Here is a 23,766-nt window from a genome sequence, read left to right as displayed (position 1 = left end):
GGGATGGACTACCACTCCCTGAACGCGATGCTGAACCTCTACGGTCCGTCCGGCGAGATCCAGTTCGAGAAGGACCGCGAGGCGGCGAAGCAGTACTTCCTGCAGCACGTCAACCAGAACACGGTCTTCTTCCACAACCTGCGCGAGCGCCTCGACTACCTCGTCGAGAACGAGTACTACGAGCTCGCCACCATCGAGCAGTACGACTTCGCCTTCATCGAGAAGCTGAACGACCTGGCCTACTCGAAGAAGTTCCGCTTCCAGACCTTCCTCGGCGCGTTCAAGTACTACACCTCGTACACGCTCAAGACGTTCGACGGCAAGCGCTACCTCGAGCGCTTCGAAGACCGGGTGGTCATGACGGCCCTCGGCCTCGCCCAGGGCGACGAGCAGCTCGCGATCGACCTGGTGGAGGAGATCATCGGTGGCCGTTTCCAGCCGGCCACCCCGACCTTCCTCAACACGGCGAAGGCCCAGCGCGGCGAGCTCGTCAGCTGCTTCCTGCTGCGCATCGAAGACAACATGGAGTCGATCTCGCGCGGCATCAACTCGTCGCTGCAGCTCTCGAAGCGCGGCGGCGGCGTCGCCCTCTCGCTCTCGAACATCCGTGAGGCCGGCGCCCCGATCAAGCAGATCGAGAACCAGTCGTCGGGCATCATCCCCGTCATGAAGCTCCTGGAAGACAGCTTCAGCTACGCGAACCAGCTCGGTGCCCGTCAGGGCGCGGGGGCCGTGTACCTCAGCGCGCACCACCCCGACATCATGCGGTTCCTCGACACGAAGCGTGAGAACGCCGACGAGAAGATCCGCATCAAGACGCTCTCCCTCGGCGTCGTCGTGCCCGACATCACGTTCGAGCTCGCCAAGAACAACGAGGACATGTACCTCTTCTCGCCGTACGACGTCGAGAAGATCTACGGCGTCCCCTTCGGCGACGTCCCGATCAGCGAGAAGTACCGCGAGATGGTGGCCGACGGCCGCATCAAGAAGACCAAGATCAAGGCCCGCGACTTCTTCCAGACGATCGCGGAGATCCAGTTCGAGTCGGGCTACCCCTACATCGTGTTCGAAGACACGGTGAACGCGGCGAACCCGATCAAGGGCCGCATCAACATGTCGAACCTGTGCTCGGAGATCCTGCAGGTCAACACCCCGACCACGTTCAACGAGGACCTCTCGTACAACGAGATCGGGAAAGACATCTCCTGCAACCTCGGGTCGATGAACATCGCCCTGGCGATGGACGCCCCCGACTTCGGCAAGACGGTCGAGACGGCCATCCGCGGCCTCAGCGCCGTCAGCGACATGAGCCACATCCAGTCGGTGCGCTCGATCGAGGTCGGCAACGACCAGTCGCACGCCATCGGCCTCGGCCAGATGAACCTCCACGGCTACCTGGCTCGTGAGCGCGTGCACTACGGCAGCGAAGAAGCGATCGACTTCACGAACATCTACTTCTACACGGTGCTGTTCCACGCCCTGCGGGCCTCGAACACCATCGCGATCGAGCGGGGCGTGACCTTCGGCGGCTTCGAGGACAGCAAGTACGCCTCCGGCGAGTTCTTCGACAAGTACACCGAGCAGGCGTGGGTGCCGGCGACCGAGCGCGCCGCGGGCCTGTTCGCCGCCTCCGGCGTCGCGATCCCGACGCAGGCCGACTGGCTCGCCCTCAAGGCCAGCGTCATGGAGCACGGCCTGTACAACCAGAACCTGCAGGCGGTGCCCCCGACCGGCTCGATCTCGTACATCAACCACTCGACGTCGTCGATCCACCCGATCGCGTCGAAGATCGAGATCCGCAAGGAAGGCAAGCTCGGCCGCGTCTATTACCCGGCGCCGTTCATGACGAACGACAACCTGGAGTACTACACCGACGCGTACGAGATCGGCCCCGAGAAGATCATCGACACCTACGCCGCGGCGACGCAGCACGTCGACCAGGGCCTCTCGCTGACCCTGTTCTTCAAGGACACGGCGTCGACCCGCGACATCAACAAGGCGCAGATCTACGCATGGCGCAAGGGCATCAAGACGATCTACTACATCCGTCTGCGCCAGCTCGCGCTCGAGGGCACCGAGGTCGACGGCTGCGTCAGCTGCATGCTCTAGTGCTCGTCGCCGTGCCGCTCCTGCGGCGCGGCACCCGGCGGGGGCCGGTCTCGACGACCGGCCCCCGCCTCCTGAACTGAGAACCACGGCACCACCCGACGGAAGAGACGACATGACCATCACCGACAAGATCAACAGCGTCGCCGGCGACCCGGTGCACGCCACCGGCAAGTCGATCCCGCTGATCAAGTCGGTCAGTGCGATCAACTGGAACCGCATCCAGGACGACAAGGACGTCGAGGTCTGGAACCGACTCGTCAACAACTTCTGGCTGCCGGAGAAGATCCCGCTGTCGAACGACGTGCAGTCGTGGAACACCCTCACGCCGGAGGAGCAGCAGCTCACCATGCGCGTGTTCACGGGCCTCACGCTGCTCGACACCATCCAGGGCACCGTGGGCGCGATCAGCCTCATCCCCGACGCGATCACCCCGCACGAGGAGGCCGTCTACACGAACATCGCGTTCATGGAGTCGGTGCACGCCAAGAGCTACTCGTCGATCTTCTCGACCCTCGCGTCGACCCCCGAGATCGACGACGCCTTCCGCTGGTCGGTCGAGAACCCGAACCTGCAGAAGAAGGCACAGATCGTCCTCGACTACTACACGGGCGACGACCCCCTGAAGCGCAAGGTCGCCTCGACGCTGCTCGAGTCGTTCCTGTTCTACAGCGGCTTCTACCTGCCGATGTACTGGTCGTCGCGGGCGAAGCTCACCAACACCGCTGACCTGATCCGTCTCATCATCCGCGACGAGGCCGTGCACGGGTACTACATCGGCTACAAGTTCCAGAAGGGCCTCGAAGGAGCCTCCGAGGAGCGCAAGCAGGAGATCAAGGACTACACGTTCAACCTCCTCTTCGAGCTCTACGAGAACGAGATCCAGTACACGCAGGACCTGTACGACGGCGTCGGCCTGACGGAGGACGTCCGCAAGTTCCTGCACTACAACGCCAACAAGGCGCTGATGAACCTCGGCTACGAGCCGATGTTCCCGAAGGACGCCACCGACGTGAACCCGGCGATCCTGTCGGCCCTGTCGCCGAACGCCGACGAGAACCACGACTTCTTCTCCGGGTCGGGCTCGTCGTACGTCATCGGCAAGGCCGTCAACACGGAAGACGAGGACTGGGACTTCTAGCCCCTCCCCGCACACGCCACGAAGGGCGCCGGCTCCGGCCGGCGCCCTTCGTCGTGCCCCGCCTCTCCACCGAGGAGGCGGGTTCAGGGGGTGGTGGGGCCCGGCTCGGGGGCGGAGGCGACGGCCGGGGCGGCCCGCTGCTCCTGCAGGGCGGTGCGCACCGCGGCCAGGCCGACCCGCACCTCCTCGAAGCTGGTCGAGAGCGGCGACAGGCCGATGCGCAGCCCGTCGGGGTTGCGGAAGTCGGGCACCACGCCCTGCTCCCAGAGCGTCGCGACCACCTCGCGGAACGCCGCGTGCCGGATCATCACGTGGCTGCCCCGCTGCGACGGGTCGCGGGGGCTCGCGACCTCGACGCCGAGCGGCACGAGCCACGCGTCGACGAGCTCGAGCGCGTACTCGGTGAGCGCGACCGACTTGGCCCGGACCGCCTCCACCCCGGCCTCGTCGACCAGGTCGAGCATGTCCTGCATCGCGAGCATCCCGACCACCGGCGGCGTGCCGCTGATGAAGCGTCGGATGCCCGGCGACGCCGTGTACCCGTCGGCCATCGCGAAGACGTCGGCGGCGCCCATCCAGCCCTGGATCGGCTGCTCGAGCTCGGCGACCAGGTCGGCCCGGGCGTAGAGGAACGCGGGCGCCCCCGGCCCGCCGTTGAGGTACTTGTAGGTGCAGCCCACCGCGATGTCGACTCCCCACGCGTCGAGCTGCATCGGCACCACGCCCACCGAGTGGCAGAGGTCGGCGACCAGCAGGGCCCCCGCCTCCCGCACCGCGGTCGCGATCGCCTCGAGGTCGGCGACGAACGCCGACCGGTACGACACGTGGTTGACCAGCACGACCGCCGTGTCGGGGCCCAGCACCGGTGCGAGCAGCTCGGGCGTCACGCCGAGGGCCGGGTCGACCGAGACCCAGCGCACGACGGCGCCGCGCTCGCGCGCGATGCCCTCGACGACGAAGCGATCGGTCGGGAACTGGTCGTCGTCGATGACGATCTCGTGCCGACCGGGCCGCGCCGCGAGCGCCGCCCGGATCGCCTTGTAGAGCAGCACGGTGGTCGAGTCGCCGACGACCGTCTGCCCGGGCGCCGCGCCGAGCGCCACGGCGCCGATGCGGTCGCCGACCTCGGTGGGCAGCGCCATCCAGCGCTCGTCCCACGAACGGATCAGCCGGGTGCCCCAGTCGTGCCGCAGCAGCTGCTCGACGCGCGGCCCCGTCGCGAGCAGGGGCCGCCCCAGCGAGTTGCCGTCGAGGTAGGAGACCACGTCGCCCGCGGGCACGAACCTCGCGACCAGCGCGGCGAGCGGGTCGGCCGCGTCGTGCGGCGCCGCCGGCAGGTCGTCGGCGCCGGCGGGGGAGGCGGGCGAGGCGCCGGGGGCGGGCGAGGTGGGGGAGGCGTCGGTCATCGGGTCTTCTCCAGCAGGGTGTCGGGGGTGAGCACGGAGGCGGTGGCCAGCCACGCGGGAGCGTCGCCGTCGGGGCCCGGCGGCGCGGTCGGGATCCACGACGCCCGGCGCGACCAGTGGCGGCCGTCGCTGCCCGCGTCGAGGGTGTCGTCGCTGCCGAGGGCCCGGAGCAGCTCGTCGAGGCCGAGCCCCGCGCGCTGCAGCGCCCGCAGCTCGCGCTCGTTGACGCCCACGGGCAGGTCACCGTTGCCGAGGTCGGTGCCGTAGAGCACGTGCCCGCCGGCCGCCCGGAACCTCGTGAGGTTCGTGACGGCGATCTCGTGCTCCGCGCCTCCCCGGCCGTGGCCGTGGATGTCGAGCGTGCTGATCCACGTGCCGTCGGCGGCACGGTCGACGAGGTCGTCGGTCAGCACCTCGCTGAAGGGGGTGTGCGCGAAGCGCAGCAGGCCGGCGTCGAGGGCACGGCGCACCTGCCCGAGGCCCTGCACGTGCGCGACCGTGAGCAGCTGCACGTCGTCGGCGGCCTCCGCGATCGCCTCGAGCAGCACCCGGTCGAGCACCGGCCCGACGTCGCCGTTCAGCGCGACCTTGATCACCGACGCCCCGAGGTCGCGCATCCGTCGCACCTCGCGGTGCGCGTCGACGGTGCTCGTGATCGGCACCGCGGCGGTGGCGGGCGCCCAGCCCGCGCGGCTCGGGTAGCCGCCCGGGGCGCCGAGCAGCCCGCCGGCGACCTGGACCTCGGGCCAGGCGTCGTCCATCCGGCCGTGCTCGGGCCAGAGGGAGGCCTCGTCCGGGTCCCAGCCGAGGTCGAGCACCCGGGCGATGCCGCCCGGCCCGAGCTGCGTCGGGTCGACGAGGCCGAGGTGCACGTGCGAGTCGGTGAAGGGCGAGAGCAGCGTGCCGGGCAGGTGCGGCAGCGCCGCCGAGGTCGCGGGGTCGGGGCTGCCGAAGAGGTGCAGCCCCTCGCGCGTGGCCCGCACGACCGACGGCCCGCGCCAGCGGCCCGACCACACGTGGTCGACCGTGACGAGCAGGGCCTCCGGGGTCATGACCCCACCGTACGGGCACCGCCCGTGCCGCGGCTCAGCCGAGCAGCACGGCCCGGCTGCACCGCGTCACGTACGGCAGGCGGATGAGGTCGACGCCCCGGGTGTCGGGGTGCGTGTCGAGCAGCGCGCCGACGTCGCGCAGCACCTGCGCGCGGTCGTCGACCGACAGGGTGATGACGTAGCTGCGCGAGGCGATCATCGCGAGGAACTCGTCGCGCTCGAGCTCGTGCACCCACTCGACGTCGTGCCGCTCGACCTCGCCGAACGGCGCCCCGACGACGGGCGCCTCCGACTGCATGTCGCGCTCGGCGGGCTGGTTCAGCACACGGCTGAGGGCGGCGAGCCACGGCACCGTCTCGTCGCGGATGTTCCAGAGCAGCCCGAGGGTGCCGCCCGGCCGCAGCACGCGGGCGACCTCCGGCACGGCGACCACGGGGTCGACCCAGTGCCAGGCCTGGGCGACGAGCACGGCGTCGACCGAGTCGTCGGCGAGCGGCATGCTCTCGGCGCTGCCGGCGAGCGACCGGGCCCGCGGCACGACGCGCTCGAGGATCTCGCGCATGCCCTCGCTCGGCTCCACGGCGACGACCTCGTCGACCTGCTCGAGCAGCACGCGGGTCAGCTTGCCCGTGCCGGCCCCGAGGTCGACCACGTCGCGGGCGCCGCGCGGCAGCAGCCACTCGACGGCCTCGCGGGGGTACGAGGGGCGGCCGCGTTCGTAGACGTCGGCGGCCAGGCCGAAGGAGGCGGCGTGCAGCGCGAGCACGTCGGCCGGGTCGGCGGGGGCGGAGGCGGAGGCAGGTAGGTGATGCGTCACCAGGTCACTGTCGCACGACTCAGAACGTCACACACGAACGTTACGACGAGGGGAGGGGCGAGCATGGTCGTCATGACTCAGACACCTCCGCTGCGCGTCGTCGCCGTGTCGGGAACGCTCAGCACGCCCAGCAAGACCGACGCCCTGGTCGACGCGATCCTCGACGAGCTCGCCCTGGTCATGCCGATCGAGCGGCACGTCATCCGGGTCAGCGAGCTCGGTCCGCTCTTCGCCGGGGCGCTCACCCGCGACCAGCTCGACGCGCGGGTCGAGCGCGAGCTGCGGGCCATCGAGGGGGCAGACCTGCTGATCGCGGCCTCGCCGGTCTACCGCGCCTCCTTCACGGGCCTGTTCAAGCACCTCTTCGACTTCGTCGAGCAGTACGCGCTCGTCGACGTGCCGGTGCTGCTCGCCGCCACGGGCGGCAGCGAGCGCCACGCGCTCATCCTCGAGCACTCGCTGCGGCCGCTCTTCGGCTTCTTCCAGGCGTTGACGCTCCCGCTCGGCGTCTACGCGCACGCCAGCGACTTCACCGACCGGCGCGTGACGGCGCCCCTGCTGCAGGAGCGCATCCGCAACGCCATCGCGCGCGGGCTGCCGCTGATCCGCTCGAGCACCGCCGAGAAGCGCCGCATCGAGGAGTCGTTGAGCGGCGCCGCCCTCGACGCCGACGTCGACCTCCGCACCGCCGAGCTCGACGCGACCGTGCCCACCCGGCTGTACAGCTGACCGCCGAGATATCCTGGTCGGCATGCCCGACACGCCCCCTCGCGACATCGCCGTCGCCCGCTCCGAGATCCGCGACGACGAGGCCAAGCGCATGATCGGCCTGGTCGCCGCCGCCGACCTCACCGAGCGCGCCGGCCGCTGGGTCGCCGACGGGGTCGACGACGACGCGGCCCGGGCCCTCGCGGCCGGGGCGGGCCTCGGCGAGGAGGCGCGGCTGGCGCTCCTGGAGAAGCTCGCGGCCTCGCAGGGCCTCGCCTTCGACACCGTCCGCGCCGCCCGTGCCCACCACGGCGAGGCCGTGATCCGCTCGATGACGGCGGCCAGCGCGCCCGCCGACTCGCTGTCGTTCTCGAACACCTTCAGCGACACCATCGAGGAGACGGTGCGCGACTCCATCTCCCGGCTCTTCCCGCGCCGCAAGTAGCGCCCCCGTCCGACGATCCCCGGCCAACGCCCGGGGGCCGACGCCCCACGGCCGACGCCCCACGCCCGACGCCCCACGGCCGAGGGCCGGCGCCGGGCTCACGCCCCGGCACCGGCCCTCGTCCCCTCCCGGGGTCGGCGCGCTCCCTACGCCGTGCCGACCTCGAGCTCCACGACGGCCCACGACAGGGCGGGCAGCGTGAGACGGGCGACGCCGCCGTCCACGCTGACGCCCTCGAGCGGCACGAGGCCCACGGCGTCCTGCGCCTGCTCGGTGTTGCTCGTGAAGCGGTCCCCGCCCTCGGGCACCGTCAGCAGCTCGGCCCGGGTGACACGGGCGCCCGAGAAGCCGCGGAGGGCGACCTCGACGTCCGCCGCCTCCTCGAGTCCCCGGTTGGCGAGGAAGAACGCGACGCGCCCCGACTCCTCGTCCCAGGTGGCGCTGACGTCGACGAGGTCGGCGTCGCCGTACTTCGGGGTGTCGATCTTGTCGCTCGTCACCACGGTGCGGAGGATCTCGCCGCGGGCGAGCGCCGCCATGCGGGCGAACGGCCAGAAGATCGTCTGGCGCCAGGCCGGCCCGCCCTGCTCGCTGCGGATGGGGGCGATGACGTTGACGAGCTGCGCCTGGTTGGCGATCTTCACCCGGTCGCCGTGACGCAGCAGCGAGTTGAGGAAGGTGCCGACGACGACCGCGTCGGTGACGTTGTACTGGTCCTCGATGAGGCGCGGGTGCTCGACCCAGCCCTTCGAGACGTTGTGGGGCTGGTCGTCGGTGTCGAGGCCCGTCTGGTACCAGACGTTCCACTCGTCGAACGAGATGTCGACCTGCTTCCGGTGCTTGCCCGCGGCCTTGACGCCGTCGATGGTCGAGACGACCTCCTCGATGAAGGCGTCCATGTCGACGGCCGTGGCGAGGAAGCTCGTGGCGTCACCGTCGTGCTCCTGGTAGTACGCGTGCATCGAGACGTAGTCGACCTCGTCGTACGCGTGGGTGAGCACCTCGTGCTCCCACGAGCCGAAGGTGGGCATGTTCCGGCCCGAGCTGCCGACGGCGACGAGCTCGATGGTCGGGTCGACGAACTTCATCGCCTTGGCGGCCTCCTGGGCGAGGCGGCCGTACTCGCCGGCCGTCTTGTGGCCGATCTGCCACGGGCCGTCGAGCTCGTTGCCCAGGCACCAGAGCTTGATGTCGAACGGGTCCTTCGCCCCGTTGGCGATGCGGCGGTCGCTGAGGGCCGTGCCGCCGGGGTGGTTGGCGTACTCGACGAGCTCGCGGGCCGCCTCGACGCCGCGGGTGCCGAGGTTGACGGCCTCCATGACCTCGGTGCCGGCCAGCGCGCTCCACTCGACGAACTCGTGCAGGCCGAAGGCGTTGGTCTCGACCGTGTGCCAGGCGCCGTCGAGGCGGCGGGGGCGCTGGTCGACCGGCCCGACGCCGTCCTCCCAGTTGTAGCCCGACACGAAGTTGCCGCCGGGGTAGCGGATGACGGTGGCGCCGAGCTCCTTCGTCAGCTCGAGCACGTCGTGGCGGAAGCCCTTCTCGTCGGCGGTCTCGTGGCCGGGCTCGTAGATGCCGGTGTAGACGCACCGGCCCATGTGCTCGACGAACGAGCCGAACAGGCGGCGGGGCACGGGGCCGACGACGAACTCGCGGTCGACGGTGATGCGGGCGGTGCTCATGCGGTTATCTCCTGGTGATGGGGGACGGCGGTCTGGCGGGGGGACGGTCGGAGGGGGAGCGGGGGAGGCGCGGGGCCGGTCGAGCGGGGAGTCACTGCCCGCCGAACCCGGTGGTCGAGATGCCCTTGATGATCTGGCGCTGGAAGAAGAGGAACACGAGGATCAGCGGCAGGGCCGCGAGGATCGCCGCGGCCATGTTCTGGGCGTACTGGATGCCGTAGGCGCTCTTGATGGTCTGGAGGCCGACGGGGAGGGTGAGCAGCGACGCGTCGTTGGTCACGATGAACGGCCAGAGGAAGTTGTTCCACGCGCCGATGAACACGAAGATCGAGACCGCACCGAGGATGGGCCGCGAGAGCGGCAGCAGGATGGTGAAGAAGACCCGGATGCGCCCGGCGCCGTCGACGCGGGCGGCGTCCTCCAGCTCGATCGGCACCTGGTCGAAGAACTTCTTCAGCACGAACACCATGGCGGGCGCGATCGCCTGCGGCAGGATGATGCCCCAGTACGTGTCGACCATGTTGAACGCGAGCATCTGGTAGAAGAGCGGCACGATCAGCACCTGCGGCGGCACGATGATCGAGGCGATCGTCGCGACGTACAGCCACTTCTTGCCCCGGAAGTCGAGGCGCGAGAACGCGTAGGCCACGAGCGCCGACGTCGCGACGACGATGAGCGTGATGACGATCGACGTGAACAGGCTGTTGAAGAGCCAGGTCGGGATGTTGCCCTGGTCGAGGATCGCCCGGTACGCGTCGAGGGTGAAGCCGCCGGCCGGCAGCCAGGTCTGCGGCGTCGCCGCGGCGTCGGCCTCGCTCTTGAACGAGGTGGCGAGCGACCAGAGGAAGGGGATGAGCCACAGCGCGGCCATCACCACGAGGATGACGATGCTGACGACGCTCATCACGCCGAAGCGAGACTGGCCGGGCTTGTGCGGGGCACGCTCGCGGCCGCGGCGGGCGGTCGGGGCGCGGAGGTCGTCGGTGGGGGCGAGGGCCGGTGTGGTCACTTCTGGGCTCCCTTGCGGTTGCGGGCCGTGGCCGCGAACTGTGCGATCGAGATCACGACGATGACGGCGAAGAAGATGTACGAGATGGCGCTGGAGTAGCCGAAGCGGTAGCCGGTGAAGCCGGTCTCGAAGATGTACTGCACGGTCGAGCGGGTCGTGCCGGCCGGGCCGCCGTTCGTCATCTGGTAGATCTGGTCGAAGACCTTGAGCGACGCGAGCACCTGGAGGATGACGATCAGGCCGGTGGTGGGGCCGAGCTGCGGGATCGTGATCGACACCAGCGAGCGCCAGCGGCCCGCACCGTCGAGCGACGCCGCCTCGTACTGCTGGTCGGGGATGTTCTGCAGCGCCGCGAGGTAGAGCAGGAAGTTGAACCCGACCGTCCACCAGACGGTGGTGGCGACGACGGCGATCATCGCCGTGTCGGGGTCCTGCAGCCAGGCGGGCTGCGGCAGCCCGACCGTCGCCAGCGCCGAGTTGATCGGGCCGAGCGTCGGGCTGTAGAGCTGGATCCAGAACAGCGACACGACGGTCGACGCCAGCAGGTAGGGCAGGAAGAAGCTCAGGCGCCAGAGCCACTGGCCCGGCAGGCCGGTGTTGACGAGCAGGGCCAGCACGAGCGCGATCACCACGAGCGGGATCGTGCTGAGCACGGTGAACCACAGCGTGTTGAGCATCGAGCGCCACATCGCGGCGTCGGCGAAGGCCTCGGCGTAGTTGGCGAAGCCGATCAGGTCGCCGCCCTGGCCGGTGAGGCTCTGGCCCGTGAGGCTCAGCCAGAACCCGTGCACGAGCGGCCAGACGAGGAAGAGCGCGAAGAGGATCGTGAACGGGGCGGCGAAGCCCCAGCCGATCTTGGTGTCTCTCGGCCCGCCGGAGCGGGTGCGCACCCGGGTGCGGGTGCGGGCGGGCGAGGCCGCGCGGTCGGCGCTGGCCGCCGGGGCGGTCACCGTGGTGGTCGTCACAGATCGACTCCTTCGTCGTCGTGCAGGGAGGTGGGGCGGGAGGGGCGGAGCACGGGGAGGCGCGGGCCGGCTCAGACGGGGGCCGGTCGCGACAGCTGCGTCTCCACCCGGGCGACGAAGGCGCGCATGCCCGCGGCCGCGTCGTCCTTCGCGAGGATCACGGACTGGATGCTGTCGAGGAAGTACGTCTGGAAGTCCGACCCCGAGCCCGAGAACCAGGCCGGCGGGTCGTAGGCGAGGTACTCGGCGGCCTCGGCGTAGTGGGCCTGCGGCACGAGCGCCGCGTACTCCGGGCTGTCGACGACCGGGCCGTAGGCGGGGATGTGCCCGGCCTCGGCCCACGAGATGCTGTCCTTCAGGATGGTGGCGACCATCTTGTAGACGTCCTCCCGCTTCGCGTCGTCGACGTCGCTCTGCCGGGGCAGCACGAAGGCGTGCGAGTCGGCGTAGACGGCCGGCGTGCCGAAGAGCGTCGGGATGATGCTGGCGTCGTAGGGGATGCCGGCCGCCTCGGCGCTCGGCACCTCCCACACGCCGGTGAAGAGCATCCCGCTCTCGCCGCTGACGAACTCGGCGATGCCGGACTGGATGTCGCTCGCGGTGGCCATGGCGGTGCCGTCGGTCAGCGTCTGCATGAACTCGAGGGCCGTGACCGCGGCGGCCTCGTCGTACTCGACGGTGCCGCCCTCGCGGAGCACCATGTCGGCGCCCTGCTGCTTGTAGAACGTGTAGAACATGCGCCAGAGCTGGGCGCCGTCGTTGAGGTACCCCCACGAGGCGCCGTGCTTGCCGGTGACCGCCTGCATGGCGGCCGCGACCTCGAGGAACTGCTCGGGGCTGCTGATGTCGACGAGGCGGCCGTCGGGCCCGAGGGCCCCGGCCTGCTGGGCGACGTCGGTGTTGTACAACAGGATGAACGGGTGCGAGTCGAGGGCGACCGAGTACAGCTGGTCGCCGTTGAACCCGGCCTTCCAGACCGCGGGCGCGAAGTCCTGCTCGCGCAGGCCGTACGAGGCGAGCTTGTCGATGTCCCACGGGTCGAGCAGCCCGCCGGGTGCGTAGCCGGGCACGCGCGACGCGTGCATGATCGCGACGTCGGGGGCGCGGCCGCCGGCCGAGGCCATGGCGAGCTTCGTGTAGTACGGCGTGCCCCAGGCGAGCACGGTCTGCGTCGCGTGGAACTCGGGGTTCTGCTCGTTGGCCTGGTCGACGAGGGCCGACATCTTGATGCCGTCGCCTCCGCTCAGCAGGTGCCAGAACTTGAGCTGCTCGACGGCAGCGCCGGAGGCGGTCGTCGCGCCGGGCGCGCAGCCCGCCAGGCTGCCCACCGCCAGCACGCTCATGATGCCGGCGCCGCCCAGGAGGAGGCTGCGGCGGGAGAGGCCGGCCAGGCCGGTACGGGCGAGGCCGCCGGGGCGGGGCGGGCCGGACAGGGGCTCAGGGGGTGTCATCGGTGGTCACTCCTTCGTGATGCGTCGACTGCGGACAGCATTACATCGTTGTAACGCGAACGCAAGCGACGATCCGGAGGCGACCTGCGACTCCCCGGGGCCGCCCGCCGACGACGGAGGGGCCGCCCGCGACGATGCGCGAGCGGCCCCTCCGGCAGAGCCGTGCGACCTACGGCGTGGGCATGCCGCCGTCGACGTGCAGGGTCTCGCCGACGACGTAGCTCGACTCGCCCGACGCCAGGAAGACGTAGGCGGGCGCGAGCTCGGCGGGCTGGCCCCAGCGGCCGAGGGCGGTCTGGCTGCCGACGTCGGGCAGCGCGTCCGACGGCTGTCCGCCGGCGGGCTGGAGGGGGGTCCAGATCGGGCCGGGGGCGACCGCGTTGACGCGGATGCCCTTCGGCGCGAGCTGCATGGCGAGGCCCTTGGAGAAGGTGTTGATCGCGGCCTTGGTCGACGCGTAGTCGACGAGCATCGGGGCCGGCTGGTACGCCTGGATCGACGTCGTGTTGATGATCGTCGAGCCGGGCACGAGGTGGGGGAGCGCGGCCTTGGTGATCCAGAACATCGCGTAGACGTTGGTCTTGTAGGTCTCGTCGAAGTTCTCGTCGTCGAGCTCGAGGAAGTCCTCGACGTGCTGCTGCTTGCCCGCGTTGTTGACGAGGATGTCGAGGCCGCCGAGCTCGCTGACGGCCTTCTCGACGAGCTGCGTGCAGAACTCGCGGTCGGTGATGTCGCCGGGCAGGGCGACGGCCTTGCGGCCGGCGGCCTCGACGAGGGCGACGATCTTCTGCGCGTCCTCCTCCTCCTCGGCGAGGTAGCTGATGGCGACGTCGGCGCCCTCGCGGGCGTAGGCGATGGCGACGGCCGCGCCGATGCCCGAGTCGCCTCCCGTGATGAGCGCCTTGCGGCCCTCGAGGCGGCCCGAGCCGCGGTAGGTCTCCTCGCCGTGGTCGGCGGGCGACGAGAGCTCCTCGTCGGTGCCGGCGCCCTCGAGGTACTGGGCCTTCGGGGTGATGTCGGCGAACTTCTGGGTGGGGTCTTCGAATGCGTACTGGTCAGCAGACATGGCGGCGCCTCTCGGTCTCGTGCACGGAAGTGCGACGGTAGGCCGACCCGCGACTCCTCGTGACCGCTTGACAGCGGACGGGCAGCCGCCATCCAGAAAGCGAAGTGGGGCGACGGCGGGCGGCGGGCGTCGTCAGCGCCGTGCCCGGCGGGCCGTGCTCGCTCGGGGCACCACCTCGTGCGGGATCACCGCGAGCTCGGGCGCCCGCTCGCGGTCGGCGATGCGCGCGGCGAGCAGCTCGAGGGTGCGCTCGGCGAAGAGGCGCTTGTCGAGGCGGACGGTGGTCAGCGGCGGGCGGGTGAAGCGGCCGTCGGCGATGTCGTCGAACCCGGCGACCGAGACGTCGTCGGGCACCCGGAGGCCGGCGCTCCAGAGGGCGTGGACGGCGCCGATGGCGAGCGAGTCGGTGAAGCAGAAGAGGGCGTCGGGGGCCTCGCCGCGGGCCAGGGCGTCGGCGACCGTGGCGGCGCCGGCCTCGGGCTCCCAGGCGCGGCAGGCCCAGCGCAGGTCGTCGCCGACCGGCAGCCCCGCCGCCTCCATCGCCTGCGACCAGCCCAGGGTGCGCGCCCGGGCCGTGGCCGAGTCGAAGCCGTCGCCGGGGCAGCCGAGCACAGCGATCCGCCGGTGGCCGAGGGCGAGCAGGTGCTCGGTCATGTCGCGGGCGGCCGTGACGCTGTCGACGCGCACCTGGTCGACGAGGTGCTGCTCGACCTCGCCGATCACGACGACCGGCGGGAGGTCCTCCGCGCCGACGATGGCGCTCTCGCCGAGGCTGACGGGGTTCAGCACGAGGCCGTCGACGAGGTGCTCGCGACCGCGCAGCAGCAGCTCGCGCTCGCGCTCGGGCCGCACGCCGGTCTGCTCGAGCTGCACCGACCAGCCGCGCTCGTGGGCGACCTCGACGAACCAGTGCGACATCTCGGCGCTGTACGGGGTCGTCAGGTCGGGGAAGGCCAGGGCGATCGCGCCGGTGCGGCCGTTGCGCAGCCCGCGGGCGCTGAGGTTCGGCACGTAGTCGAGCTGCGCGAGGGCCGCCTCGACCCGGCCACGGGTGTCGGGGGCGACCCGGACGACGCCGTTGATGACGTTCGAGACGGTCTTCGGCGAGACGCCCGCGAGGGCGGCCACGTCCTTCACCGTCGCGCGCATCTGCCCAGGCTAGTGCGGGGGCCGCCCGTGCCCCCGGCGGCGGGCGCTGGGCGCCGGGCGGTCAGGCCGAGGCGAGCACCTTGACGATGCGCTGCAGCGAGACGCTCTCGCTCGGCCGGAGGTCCTGCGCGAAGAGGCTCACGCGGAACTCCTCGAGCAGCCACCGGGCGCGGACGAGTGCCGGAGGCGCGGTGGCGGCGGGCGGGAAGGTGCCGCCCGCGGTCTCGTACCGCTCCGTCGCCTGCTGCACCTCGGTGAGCCAGGCCCGGTCGCGCGCCGGCGCCTCGAGCAGCTTCGCCGTGCGGCGCGTGACGCCGACGAGGTAGACGGGCACGCGCTGCAGCTGCTGCAGCCCGGTCGCGGAGACGAAGCCCGGGTAGATCAGCCGCTCGCGCTGCTGCCGCATGTCGGTGAGGGCGGCCAGCAGCGACATGTTCGTCGCCGCCTTCATCGCCTTGTCGGCGTCGCGCGCCGCCGTGAGGGTGCGGGCCACGAGCGACACGGTCTGGAACATCGAGTCCATCACGGCGGCCGAGACCCGGTCGCGCACGGTGAGGAACTCCTTCTTCGTGTACAGCTGGCCGTCGGGCTTCACCCGGTGCAGCACGTCGTCGACGACGGCCACGAGGCAGTCCGCGAAGAGCGCGGCGGTGTTCTGGTACGGGCTGGTGGCGAGGATGAGCTTCTCGGGCGCTGTCAGGTGCTGCTGCACGTAGGCCACCGGGCTCGGCACGGCGAGCATGAGCAGCCGGCGGACGCCGCGGGGCGTCTCGAGCGCCTGGTCGGCGGGGGTCGCCATCAGGCGGATCGCCACCGAGGTGCCCTCGTCGACCAGCGCCGGGTACGCACGGATCACCGTGTCGCCGTGCTTCGTGTCGACGACGGTCGGCAGCTCGTCGAAGTCCCAGCTGGTGATGCCGGAGCGCTCGATGGCGTTCGCCGCGGGGGCGCCCGAGGCGACCGCCTGCGGGCCGCCGCGGCCTCGTCGGGAGCGACCCGCGCCTCCTTCGCCCTGGCCCTGACCCTGCGTGACGCGGGCGACGCTCTCGCGCATGTCGTCGCTGAGGCGCTCCTGGAGCGCGTCGAGGCGCTTGTCGACGCCGACCGTGCGGCCGCGCTCGTCGACGACGGCGTAGCTGACCCGGAGGTGCGCGGGCACGCGCTCGAGGTCGAAGTCGTCGACGGCCACGGGCGTGTAGGTGAGCGTGCGGATGACGGTGGCGACGGTCGCGGTGAACGGCTCGTCGACGTCGGCCGGCGGCTCGGCCGGCAGCTCGGCGGTGATCTTCGACGCCCAGTCGGCGGCGGGCACGACGTTCTTGCGGATCTGCTTCGGCAGCGACTTGATCAGCGCCGTGACCAGCTCGTCGCGGAGCCCCGGCACCTGCCAGTCGAAGCCGACCGGGCGGAGGCGCGCCAGCAGCGGCAGGGGGACGACCACCGTGACGCCGTCGTCGTCGGCCCCCGGCTCGAACTTGTAGCGCAGGGTCAGCGTCTGGTCGCCCTGCCGCCACGTGCTCGGGAAGCCCGCCTCGTCGACGTCGGGCTCGTCGTCGCCGAGCAGGTCGGCGGCGGTCATGGTGAGGAGGTCGGGGGTCTGCTGCTTCGCCGTGCGCCACCAGCCCTCGAAGTCGCGGGTGCTCGTGACGTCGGCGGGGATGCGCCGCTGGAAGAACTCGAACGCGGCGTCGCCGTCGACGAGGATGTCGCGACGGCGGGTGCGCTCCTCGACCTCGGTCAGCTCGCGGATCAGCTGCTGGTTCTTCGCCTCGAACGCCTGACGGCTCTCCCAGTCACCCTCGACCAGCGCGTGCCGGATGAACAGCTCGCGGGCGTAGCCCGGGTCGATGCGCGAGAACTGGATGCGGCGGCGGGGCACGATCGGCACGCCGTAGAGCGTCACGCGCTCGTAGGCGACGACGGCGCCCTGCTTCTTCTCCCAGTGCGGCTCGCCGTAGCTCTTCTTCACGAGGTCGGGCGCGAGCGGCTCGGCCCAGGCCGGGTCGATGACCCCGGCGACGCGGGCGAACAGCCGGCTCGTCTCGACGAGCTCGGCGCTCATGATGGCGACCGGCGGCTTTTTCGCGAGCGAGCTGCCGGGGAAGAGCACGAAGCGGGTCTGGCGGGCGCCGACGTAGTCCTTCTTCTGCGGGTCGAACAGGCCGATCTGGCTGAGCAGCCCCGCGAGCAGGCTGCGGTGCACCCCGTCGGGGTTCGCGCTGCGCTCGCCGACGTGCAGCCCGAGGGGCCGGGCGGCGCGGGAGAGCTGGCGGAAGACGTCCTGCCACTCGCGCACGCGCAGGTAGTTGAGGAACTCGTCGCGGCAGAGGCGCTTGAACGCGTTGCCGCTGAGCTCCTTCTGCTTGTCCTCCAGGTAGTCGAAGAGGTTGAGCAGGGTGAGGAAGTCGCCCTTGGGGTCGCGGAAGCGCGAGTGCTTCTCATCGGCCTGCGCGCGGCGCTCGAGGGGGCGTTCGCGGGGGTCCTGGATGCTGAGGGCCGCGACGATCGCGATGACCTCGCGCGTGGTGCCCTGCGTCTTCGACTCGACCACCATGCGGGCGAGGCGGGGGTCGATCGGCAGGCGGGTCAGCTGCTTGCCGACGCGCGTGATCTGACCGCCCTGCGTGACGGCGCCGAGCTCGCGGAGGAGGTCGAGGCCGTCCTTGATGCCCCGGGAGTCCGGCGGCTGCAGGAAGGGGAAGGCCGCGATGTCGCCGAGGCCGAGCGAGATCATCTGCAGGATGACGGCGGCGAGGTTCGTGCGGAGGATCTCGGGCTCGGTGAACTCGGGCCGCTTCTCGAAGTCGGTCTCGCTGTAGAGACGGATCGCGATGCCGCTGCTCGTGCGCCCGGAGCGCCCGGAGCGCTGGTTCGCGCTCGCCTGCGAGATGGCCTCGATGGGGAGGCGCTGCACCTTGGCGCGCGTGGAGTAGCGGCTGATGCGGGCGGTGCCGGCGTCGACGACGTACTTGATGCCGGGCACGGTGAGGCTGGTCTCGGCGACGTTCGTCGCGAGGACGATGCGGCGTCTCGTGCCGGCGGTGGTGCTGGGCTGGAAGACGCGGTGCTGGTCGGCGGCGCTGAGGCGGCCGTAGAGGGGGAGCACCTCGGTGTGCGGGAGGTTCCGGCCCCGGATGGCGTCCTCCGCGTCGCGGATCTCGTTCTCGCCGCTGAGGAAGACGAGCACGTCGCCGCTCGACTCGCGGGCGAGCTCGTCGAGGGCCTCGTTGATGCCCTGGAGGTAGTCCTTGTCGTCCGCCCTCGCGGGCGCGGGGGCGTTCTTCTGTGGGGAGCGTGCGGGCGCGGCGGCGCGGCGCGGCGGGGCCTCGTCGAGCTCGTCGAGGTCGTCGTCGTCATCGCCGCGCGTGCTGGCCGCGTCGTCGGCGACGAGCGGCCGGTAGCGGATCTCGACGGGATAGGTGCGGCCGGAGACCTCGACGATGGGGGCGCCGTCGAAGTGCGCGGAGAACGACTCGGGGTCGATGGTGGCGCTGGTGATGATCAGCTTGAGGTCGGGGCGGCGGGGCAGCAGCTGCTTGAGGTAGCCGAGCAGGAAGTCGATGGTGAGGCTGCGCTCGTGCGCCTCGTCGATGATGATCGTGTCGTAGCGCTTCAGGTCGCGGTCGAAGTGGATCTCGTTGAGCAGGATCCCGTCGGTCATCAGCTTGATCTTCGTGTCGCTCGACACCTTGTCGGTGAAGCGCACCTGGTAGCCGACGAGCCCGCCGACCTCCTGGCCGAGCTCCTCGGCGATGCGCTCGCTGATGGTGCGGGCGGCGATGCGCCGGGGCTGCGTGTGGCCGATGCTGGTGCGGCCGAGCTCGAGGCAGATCTTGGGCAGCTGCGTGGTCTTGCCGGAGCCGGTCGAGCCGGCGACGATCACGACCTGGTGGTCGCGGATCGCGGCGGCGATGTCGTCGCGCCGCTGGCTGACGGGGAGCTCGGCGGGGTACGAGATCGTGAGCGGAGGCAGGGGAGCGGCAGACATGAGCCCCCCATGGTAAGCCGCGGGGGCTGTGGACGGGGGCTCGCGGCCAGCCCTCCCCAGGTCGTTCGCCGTGGGCGTCCTCCCCGGGCCGGTCGAGGGGCAGGAGTCGCGGGTCGGCCGCCGCGGCACGCTCGCCCCATGAACGTCACCGGTCTCGCCTCTGCTCCCCTCGTCATCGCCACGGACCCCGTGGGCGTCTACCTGCTCGACCTGCTCGCCGAGGGAGGGGGCGGCGGCGGGGCGGTCTCGCGGGAGGCGCTGGTCACCGGGGCCCTGGACCGTCTCGACACGACGGAGGAGGCGGTGACGTCGCGGCTGGCCTCGATGGTCGACGCGGGGTTCGCGATGCGGGTCGAGGGGGGCGGGGCCGAGCCGGCGTGGCGGGGCTGCACGCACGACGAGCTGGCGGCGGCCTTCGACAGCGTGGTCGACGTGCTGCGGGCCCTCGACGAGGCCGGCGACTCGGAGCAGGCGACCGACGCGGTCACCGCGATCGACGCGGCCTGGGCGACGCGCAGCACCGCGGAGGCGCGTCGGGCCGTGGCCGAGGCCTTCCGGCTCTCGCCTGCCGGGCAGCGGCACGCCCGCCGTGTCGCCGAGGGGACGCTGGGCCTGCCCTTCGGGCGCCCGCGCCCCGAGGGGGCGTGAGGTGAGTGGGCCTGCGGTGGGTCGCGCCGTCGGCCGTGACGTCGGCCGCGACGTCGCCTGCGCGGCGGCCGGGGCGGCCGGGGCGGCCGACGAGCGGCTGCGCCCGGAGTCGGTCGCCGAGAACGTCGATCCACTCTGGAGTGGAGGAGCGGGGGACATGGGTCTGGGCGTTGACGAGGGGCCTGAGGGTGCTGCTCCACTCTGGAGTGGAGCAGCGGAGGACATGGGTCTGGGCGTTGACGAGGGGCCTGAGGGTGCTGCTCCACTCTGGAGTGGAGCAGCCGAGGACGTGGGTCCTGGCACCGACGAGGGGCCGGAGCAGGTTCCTCCCCTCGGGAGTGAGGCAGCGGGGTCTGACCAGCAGCGTGAGTCGGGGGTTCGTCTTCCACTCTGGAGTGGAGGAGCGACGGGAGCATCCCCCGCGGAGCCCACCACGCCGGAGGGGGCTGCTCCACTCTGGAGTGGAGGAGCGGGGGAAGAAGGAGCGCGGTCGTGGGGGCAGCCGGAGGGGGCTGCTCCACTCTGGAGTGGATCGGCTTTTCTGGCGGGCGACTTCTCCTCGGGGCACGACGGGCTCCCGACGGAGGCGGCGGCGGGGGAGCTCGGCGCCGAGCAGGAGCGGGGCCGGGGCCGGGGCCGGGGCCGCGGGCGGGAGCAGGCGCAGCGGGCTCCGAGCTGGCGGCGCTCGCGGACTCCGTTCGAGGTGCTGGCCGACCCGGTCGAGGTGTGGATCATCGAGCAGCTCTGCGTCGGCGAGCACAGCTCCGGCGACCTCGCCTCGCTCGCTCACGAGTCCCTCGGCATCGGGTGGTCGGCCGTCTCGCGGCACCTCGTCACCCTGCGCCGCGCCGGCTTCACCGACGTCGTCGTCGACGGCCCGACCCGCTGGCACGCCCTGCGCCCCGACTGGCTCGACCGCGTCGACGCCGCGCTCTCGGGGCTGCGGGGCGTGTGGGACGAGCACCGGCCGCTCCGCGAGCTCGGCTTCACCGCGTCGCTCCCTCCCGCGGCGTTCACCACCGACGTCGGAGCCCGCCACGGCGCACCCCTGCTCGACGACGTGCACCACCGCCCCGCTCGTCTGCGTCAGGGACGCGGTGCCCGCGACCTCGCCCGGCGGGGCGTCGGCCGGAGTGAGTGGGCCGAGGAGACGGACGGCGGTGCCGGCCTCACCTGACGAGGCCGGCGAGCCTCACCTGAGGCACCTCGGCGGCCACCTGGCACTCGCCCCTGCGGTGGACGGATGCCGACGTATGATCCGAGGAACTCGCACGTCAACGGAGACGGAGACCACCCATGACCAGCACCACGGAGACCCCGGCCAGCACCGGCACCAGCACCGGCACCAGCACCAGCCCGAGCCCGAGCCCCGGCTCCGACACCGGGGCCCGCCCCGGCCCCGGCGCCCCGGGCGACCGGAGCACCGCACCCACCCGCGCCACCGCCTCCGTCGCCGCTGTCCTCGCCGAGTCGGCGCGGCGGTTCCCCGACGACGTCGCCGTCATCGTCGGCGATCAGCGGACCACCTACGCCGAGCTGTGGGCGCAGACCCTCGCCTACGCCGGCGCGCTCCGCGCCAAGGGCGTCACCGAGGGCTCCCGTGTCGCGATGCTCGTTCCCAACGTCGCCGACTTCCCCCGCGTCTACTACGCGACCCTCGCCCTCGGCGCCGTCGCGGTGCCCGTCCACGCGCTGCTCAAGCAGCACGAGATCGAGTACGTGCTCCGCGACAGCGGGGCGACGATGCTCGTCTGCGCCGCGCCGCTGCTCGCCGAGGGCGCCGCCGGCGCCGCGCTCGCCGGGGTCGACGTCGTGACCGTGCTGGCGCCTCCCTCGTCCGTCGACCCGCACGGCACCGGGCACGACCGCCTCGAGGCGCTCGCCGAGGCGAGCGAGCCGCTCGACACCTACGTGCCCCGCGACCCGTTCGACACCGCCACGATCCTGTACACGAGCGGCACGACGGGCCAGCCCAAGGGGGCCGAGGGCTCGCACTTCGCCCTGCTCGAGCAGGTGAACACCAACCTCATGACGACCTTCGACATGACCCGCGGCGACGTGCTGCTCGGGGCGCTGCCGCTCTTCCACACCTTCGGGCAGACCTGCACGATGAACACCGGCTTCCGGGCCGGGGCCACGATCGTCATGCTGCCGAAGTTCGACGGCGACGGCGCGCTCGCGGCCATGGTCGAGCACGGCTGCGAGATCTTCATGGGCGTCCCGACGATGTACATGGCGCTGCTCGACGCCGCGACGCGCACCGAGGCACGACCGGCGCTCCGGTACGCGATCTCGGGCGGGGCCTCCCTGCCGCTCGCCGTCCTCGAGCGCTTCCAGGCCGTCTTCGACGCTCCGATCCACGAGGGGTACGGGCTCACCGAGACCTCCCCGGTCGCCACCTTCAACCACGTCGGCCGCCCGCCACGCCCCGGCACGATCGGCACGCCGATCTGGGGCGTCGACGTCGAGATCGCCGACCCGGGCTCCGCCGACGCGATCGTCCTGCTGCCGCACGGCGAGATCGGCGAGCTCGTGATCCGCGGCCACAACCTGATGAACGGGTACCTGAACCGCCCCGACGACACGGCCGCGGCCATCGTCGACGGCTGGTTCCGCACCGGTGACCTCGGCACGAAGGACGACGACGGCTACCTCACGATCGTCGACCGCACGAAGGACATGATCATCCGCAACGGCTACAACGTGTACCCGCGGCAGGTCGAGGAGGTGCTCGCCACCCACCCCGACGTCGCCATGGCGGCCGTGTTCGGCGTGCCGCACGCGGTGCACGGGCAGGAGATCGAGGCGGCGGTGGTGCTCCGCCCCGGCGCCACGGCCACCCCCGAGCAGCTGATCGCCCACGTCTCCGACGAGATCGCCGCGTACAAGTTCCCGCGGGTCGTCCACGTGCTCGACGCCCTGCCGATCGGCCCCAGCGGCAAGGTGCTCAAGCGGGCCCTCGTCGACCGGTTCAGCGCGGGGGAGGAGCCGACCCCCGCCTCCTGACGGCCGCGCTCCCTCCGGCCGGGGCCGGTACTCCGCACGCCCCTGCACCACGGCGTCACGGGGCGACCCGCGCGAGGCCCGCGCCCTACGATGACGACGGTGATCGCCATCGTCCTCGCCGCCCTGCTCTGGGGCACGACCGGCACGGCCGCGAGCCTCGTCGGCGGGACGGTCAGCCCGCTGGCGACGGGGGCCGCCACCATGACGGTCGGTGGCCTCCTGCTGGCACTCACGGCCCCGCGCCTCGCCGCGGCGGTGCTCCGAGGAGGCGCGGGCAGCTGGCGCTGGATCGCCCCCGGAGCCGTCGGGGTGGCCGTCTACCCCCTCGCGTTCTACAGCTCGATGTCGCTCGCCGGCGTCGCCGTCGGCAACGTCGTCTCGCTCGGCACGGCGCCCCTGTTCGCCGCGCTGCTCGAGCGGCTGCTCGACCCGCCCGCCCGGCGCCGCCCCCTCGAGCGGCGCTGGCTCGCCTCCGCCGGGGCCGCCGTCGTGGGCGTGGCGCTCCTCGCGAGCGTCGGCCACGCCGAGCCGCCGACCGACGTCGCGGTCGTCGCCGGGGCGGGGCCCGACCCCCGCGAGGCCCTCGCCCCGGGCGCCGGCCTCGTGGGCGGCGTCGCCCTCGGCCTGCTCGCGGGCCTCGCCTACGCGGCCTACACCTACACCGCCGGCCGGCTCATCCAGCAGGGGCACCCGTCGCGGGGCGCCATGGCCGCCCAGTTCGGCGTCGGGGCCGTGCTGCTGGTGCCGGTCCTGCTCGCGACGGGCGTGTCGATCGTGCAGTCGGCGACATCGGTCGGCGTGCACGCGTACCTCGCCCTGGGCCCGATGTTCATCGCGTACCTGCTCTTCGGCCGCGGGCTCCGCACGGTGTCGAGCTCCCGCGCGACCACCGTGACGCTGCTCGAGCCCGTCGTCGCCACCCTGCTCGCGGTCGTCGTCGTGGGCGAGCGCCTGACGCCGCTCGGCTGGCTGGGCCTCGCGCTCGTGCTCGTCGGCGTCGTGGCGGTCGTCACGGGGCCGCGGGCGGGGCGGGGCGCGCCCACGACCCCGCCCGCGCCTCCCGCGACCCCGCCCGCCCCGCCCGCGACCCCTCGACAGGCCCCGGTGCCCGACGCCTAGAGTGAGCG

18 protein-coding genes are annotated in these 23,766 nt (G+C 71.9%); 8 read left to right on the top strand and 10 right to left on the bottom strand.

Annotated elements, in window-relative coordinates; all coding sequences use genetic code 11:
- Nucleotides 1-3 precede the first annotated feature (3 nt).
- Nucleotides 4-2,109 carry a class 1b ribonucleoside-diphosphate reductase subunit alpha gene (gene nrdE / locus ASF82_RS10445; RefSeq protein WP_056058956.1) on the top strand — a complete coding sequence of 702 codons (2,106 nt, stop codon included), beginning with the start codon at nt 4-6 and terminating at the stop codon, nt 2,107-2,109.
- A gap of 112 nt (nt 2,110-2,221) precedes the next feature.
- Complete coding sequence (nrdF, locus tag ASF82_RS10440) at nt 2,222-3,247, top strand: class 1b ribonucleoside-diphosphate reductase subunit beta (protein ID WP_056056795.1); 1,026 nt, start codon at nt 2,222-2,224, stop codon at nt 3,245-3,247.
- A gap of 83 nt (nt 3,248-3,330) precedes the next feature.
- Here nrdF and ASF82_RS10435 read toward each other — a convergent pair whose 3' ends face one another.
- The 3 genes from ASF82_RS10435 to ASF82_RS10425 are packed head-to-tail and all read right to left on the bottom strand — an operon-like array spanning nt 3,331 to nt 6,522.
- The gene (locus tag ASF82_RS10435) at nt 3,331-4,653 is read right to left on the bottom strand and encodes a kynureninase (RefSeq protein WP_056056793.1); all 1,323 of its coding nucleotides are present in this window, start codon (nt 4,651-4,653) and stop codon (nt 3,331-3,333) included.
- Nucleotides 4,650-5,705 (bottom strand): hypothetical protein, encoded by a 1,056-nt coding sequence (locus tag ASF82_RS10430; protein ID WP_056056791.1) that lies wholly within the window; start codon nt 5,703-5,705, stop codon nt 4,650-4,652. Before ASF82_RS10430 ends, ASF82_RS10435 begins: the two co-directional genes overlap by 4 nt.
- Nucleotides 5,706-5,739: 34 nt before the next feature.
- Nucleotides 5,740-6,522, bottom strand: a complete 783-nt coding sequence (locus ASF82_RS10425) for a class I SAM-dependent methyltransferase (protein ID WP_235491261.1) — start codon at nt 6,520-6,522, stop codon at nt 5,740-5,742.
- Nucleotides 6,523-6,594: 72 nt separating this feature from the next.
- Between ASF82_RS10425 and msuE the strand changes: the two genes are divergently transcribed.
- Together msuE and ASF82_RS10415 are read left to right on the top strand one after the other, a co-directional pair.
- Complete coding sequence (msuE, locus tag ASF82_RS10420) at nt 6,595-7,251, top strand: FMN reductase (protein ID WP_197981322.1); 657 nt, start codon at nt 6,595-6,597, stop codon at nt 7,249-7,251.
- 22 nt (nt 7,252-7,273) lie between these two features.
- Complete coding sequence (locus ASF82_RS10415) at nt 7,274-7,675, top strand: hypothetical protein (RefSeq protein WP_056056785.1); 402 nt, start codon at nt 7,274-7,276, stop codon at nt 7,673-7,675.
- 146 nt (nt 7,676-7,821) lie between these two features.
- Here the strand turns inward: ASF82_RS10415 and ASF82_RS10410 are convergent, their stop codons facing one another.
- From ASF82_RS10410 to hrpA, 7 genes are all read right to left on the bottom strand, one after another.
- A complete protein-coding gene (locus ASF82_RS10410; protein ID WP_056056784.1) occupies nt 7,822-9,357 on the bottom strand; it encodes an alpha-N-arabinofuranosidase in 1,536 nt (511 codons plus the stop codon).
- A gap of 91 nt (nt 9,358-9,448) precedes the next feature.
- Entirely contained in the window at nt 9,449-10,366 is a 918-nt protein-coding gene (locus ASF82_RS10405; RefSeq protein ID WP_056056782.1) for a carbohydrate ABC transporter permease, read from the bottom strand.
- Nucleotides 10,363-11,331 (bottom strand): carbohydrate ABC transporter permease, encoded by a 969-nt coding sequence (locus ASF82_RS10400; RefSeq protein ID WP_056056779.1) that lies wholly within the window; start codon nt 11,329-11,331, stop codon nt 10,363-10,365. Before ASF82_RS10400 ends, ASF82_RS10405 begins: the two co-directional genes overlap by 4 nt.
- Nucleotides 11,332-11,402: 71 nt before the next feature.
- Nucleotides 11,403-12,782 carry an extracellular solute-binding protein gene (locus tag ASF82_RS10395; RefSeq protein WP_082514559.1) on the bottom strand — a complete coding sequence of 460 codons (1,380 nt, stop codon included), beginning with the start codon at nt 12,780-12,782 and terminating at the stop codon, nt 11,403-11,405.
- Between the two features lie 169 nt (nt 12,783-12,951).
- Complete coding sequence (locus ASF82_RS10390) at nt 12,952-13,848, bottom strand: glucose 1-dehydrogenase (RefSeq protein ID WP_056056776.1); 897 nt, start codon at nt 13,846-13,848, stop codon at nt 12,952-12,954.
- 132 nt (nt 13,849-13,980) lie between these two features.
- Complete coding sequence (locus ASF82_RS10385; protein ID WP_056056775.1) at nt 13,981-14,997, bottom strand: LacI family DNA-binding transcriptional regulator; 1,017 nt, start codon at nt 14,995-14,997, stop codon at nt 13,981-13,983.
- 61 nt (nt 14,998-15,058) lie between these two features.
- On the bottom strand, nt 15,059-18,985 hold the full coding sequence (gene hrpA, locus ASF82_RS10380; RefSeq protein WP_056056773.1) for an ATP-dependent RNA helicase HrpA: 3,927 nt from the start codon (nt 18,983-18,985) through the stop codon (nt 15,059-15,061).
- 138 nt (nt 18,986-19,123) lie between these two features.
- On the opposite strand from hrpA, the gene ASF82_RS10375 reads away from it, so the two are divergent.
- The 4 genes from ASF82_RS10375 (at nt 19,124) to ASF82_RS16320 (ending at nt 23,758) form a co-directional block, all read left to right on the top strand.
- Nucleotides 19,124-19,633, top strand: a complete 510-nt coding sequence (locus ASF82_RS10375; protein ID WP_056056771.1) for a hypothetical protein — start codon at nt 19,124-19,126, stop codon at nt 19,631-19,633.
- 703 nt (nt 19,634-20,336) lie between these two features.
- Nucleotides 20,337-20,810 carry a helix-turn-helix transcriptional regulator gene (locus tag ASF82_RS10370; protein ID WP_056056769.1) on the top strand — a complete coding sequence of 158 codons (474 nt, stop codon included), beginning with the start codon at nt 20,337-20,339 and terminating at the stop codon, nt 20,808-20,810.
- A gap of 119 nt (nt 20,811-20,929) precedes the next feature.
- Nucleotides 20,930-22,639 (top strand): long-chain fatty acid--CoA ligase, encoded by a 1,710-nt coding sequence (locus ASF82_RS10365; RefSeq protein WP_082514558.1) that lies wholly within the window; start codon nt 20,930-20,932, stop codon nt 22,637-22,639.
- A 90-nt stretch (nt 22,640-22,729) separates the two neighbouring features.
- The gene (locus tag ASF82_RS16320) at nt 22,730-23,758 is read left to right on the top strand and encodes a DMT family transporter (RefSeq protein ID WP_056056767.1); all 1,029 of its coding nucleotides are present in this window, start codon (nt 22,730-22,732) and stop codon (nt 23,756-23,758) included.
- Nucleotides 23,759-23,766: the final 8 nt, after the last annotated feature.

It is taken from the genome of Frigoribacterium sp. Leaf164 (assembly GCF_001423665.1).
Classification (GTDB): Bacteria; Actinomycetota; Actinomycetes; order Actinomycetales; family Microbacteriaceae; genus Frigoribacterium; species Frigoribacterium endophyticum.
Note: the sequence above shows the minus strand (reverse complement) of the source record. Positions and strands in the feature narration are given on the sequence as shown.

Bases quoted from the DNA above. Each gene is read 5' to 3' on its own strand.
- ASF82_RS10375 (WP_056056771.1), top strand. From the start codon at position 19,124: ATGAACGTCACCGGTCTCGCCTCTGCTCCCCTCGTCATCGCCACGGAC.
- ASF82_RS10430 (WP_056056791.1), bottom strand. From the start codon at position 5,705: ATGACCCCGGAGGCCCTGCTCGTCACGGTCGACCACGTGTGGTCGGGC.
- nrdE (WP_056058956.1), top strand. From the start codon at position 4: ATGGACTACCACTCCCTGAACGCGATGCTGAACCTCTACGGTCCGTCC.
- ASF82_RS16320 (WP_056056767.1), top strand. From the start codon at position 22,730: ATGACGACGGTGATCGCCATCGTCCTCGCCGCCCTGCTCTGGGGCACG.
- ASF82_RS10415 (WP_056056785.1), top strand. From the start codon at position 7,274: ATGCCCGACACGCCCCCTCGCGACATCGCCGTCGCCCGCTCCGAGATC.
- ASF82_RS10390 (WP_056056776.1), bottom strand. From the start codon at position 13,848: ATGTCTGCTGACCAGTACGCATTCGAAGACCCCACCCAGAAGTTCGCC.
- ASF82_RS10365 (WP_082514558.1), top strand. From the start codon at position 20,930: ATGACCAGCACCACGGAGACCCCGGCCAGCACCGGCACCAGCACCGGC.
- ASF82_RS10435 (WP_056056793.1), bottom strand. From the start codon at position 4,653: ATGACCGACGCCTCCCCCACCTCGCCCGCCCCCGGCGCCTCGCCCGCC.
- ASF82_RS10385 (WP_056056775.1), bottom strand. From the start codon at position 14,997: ATGCGCGCGACGGTGAAGGACGTGGCCGCCCTCGCGGGCGTCTCGCCG.
- ASF82_RS10410 (WP_056056784.1), bottom strand. From the start codon at position 9,357: ATGAGCACCGCCCGCATCACCGTCGACCGCGAGTTCGTCGTCGGCCCC.
- msuE (WP_197981322.1), top strand. From the start codon at position 6,595: ATGACTCAGACACCTCCGCTGCGCGTCGTCGCCGTGTCGGGAACGCTC.
- hrpA (WP_056056773.1), bottom strand. From the start codon at position 18,985: ATGTCTGCCGCTCCCCTGCCTCCGCTCACGATCTCGTACCCCGCCGAG.
- nrdF (WP_056056795.1), top strand. From the start codon at position 2,222: ATGACCATCACCGACAAGATCAACAGCGTCGCCGGCGACCCGGTGCAC.
- ASF82_RS10395 (WP_082514559.1), bottom strand. From the start codon at position 12,782: ATGACACCCCCTGAGCCCCTGTCCGGCCCGCCCCGCCCCGGCGGCCTC.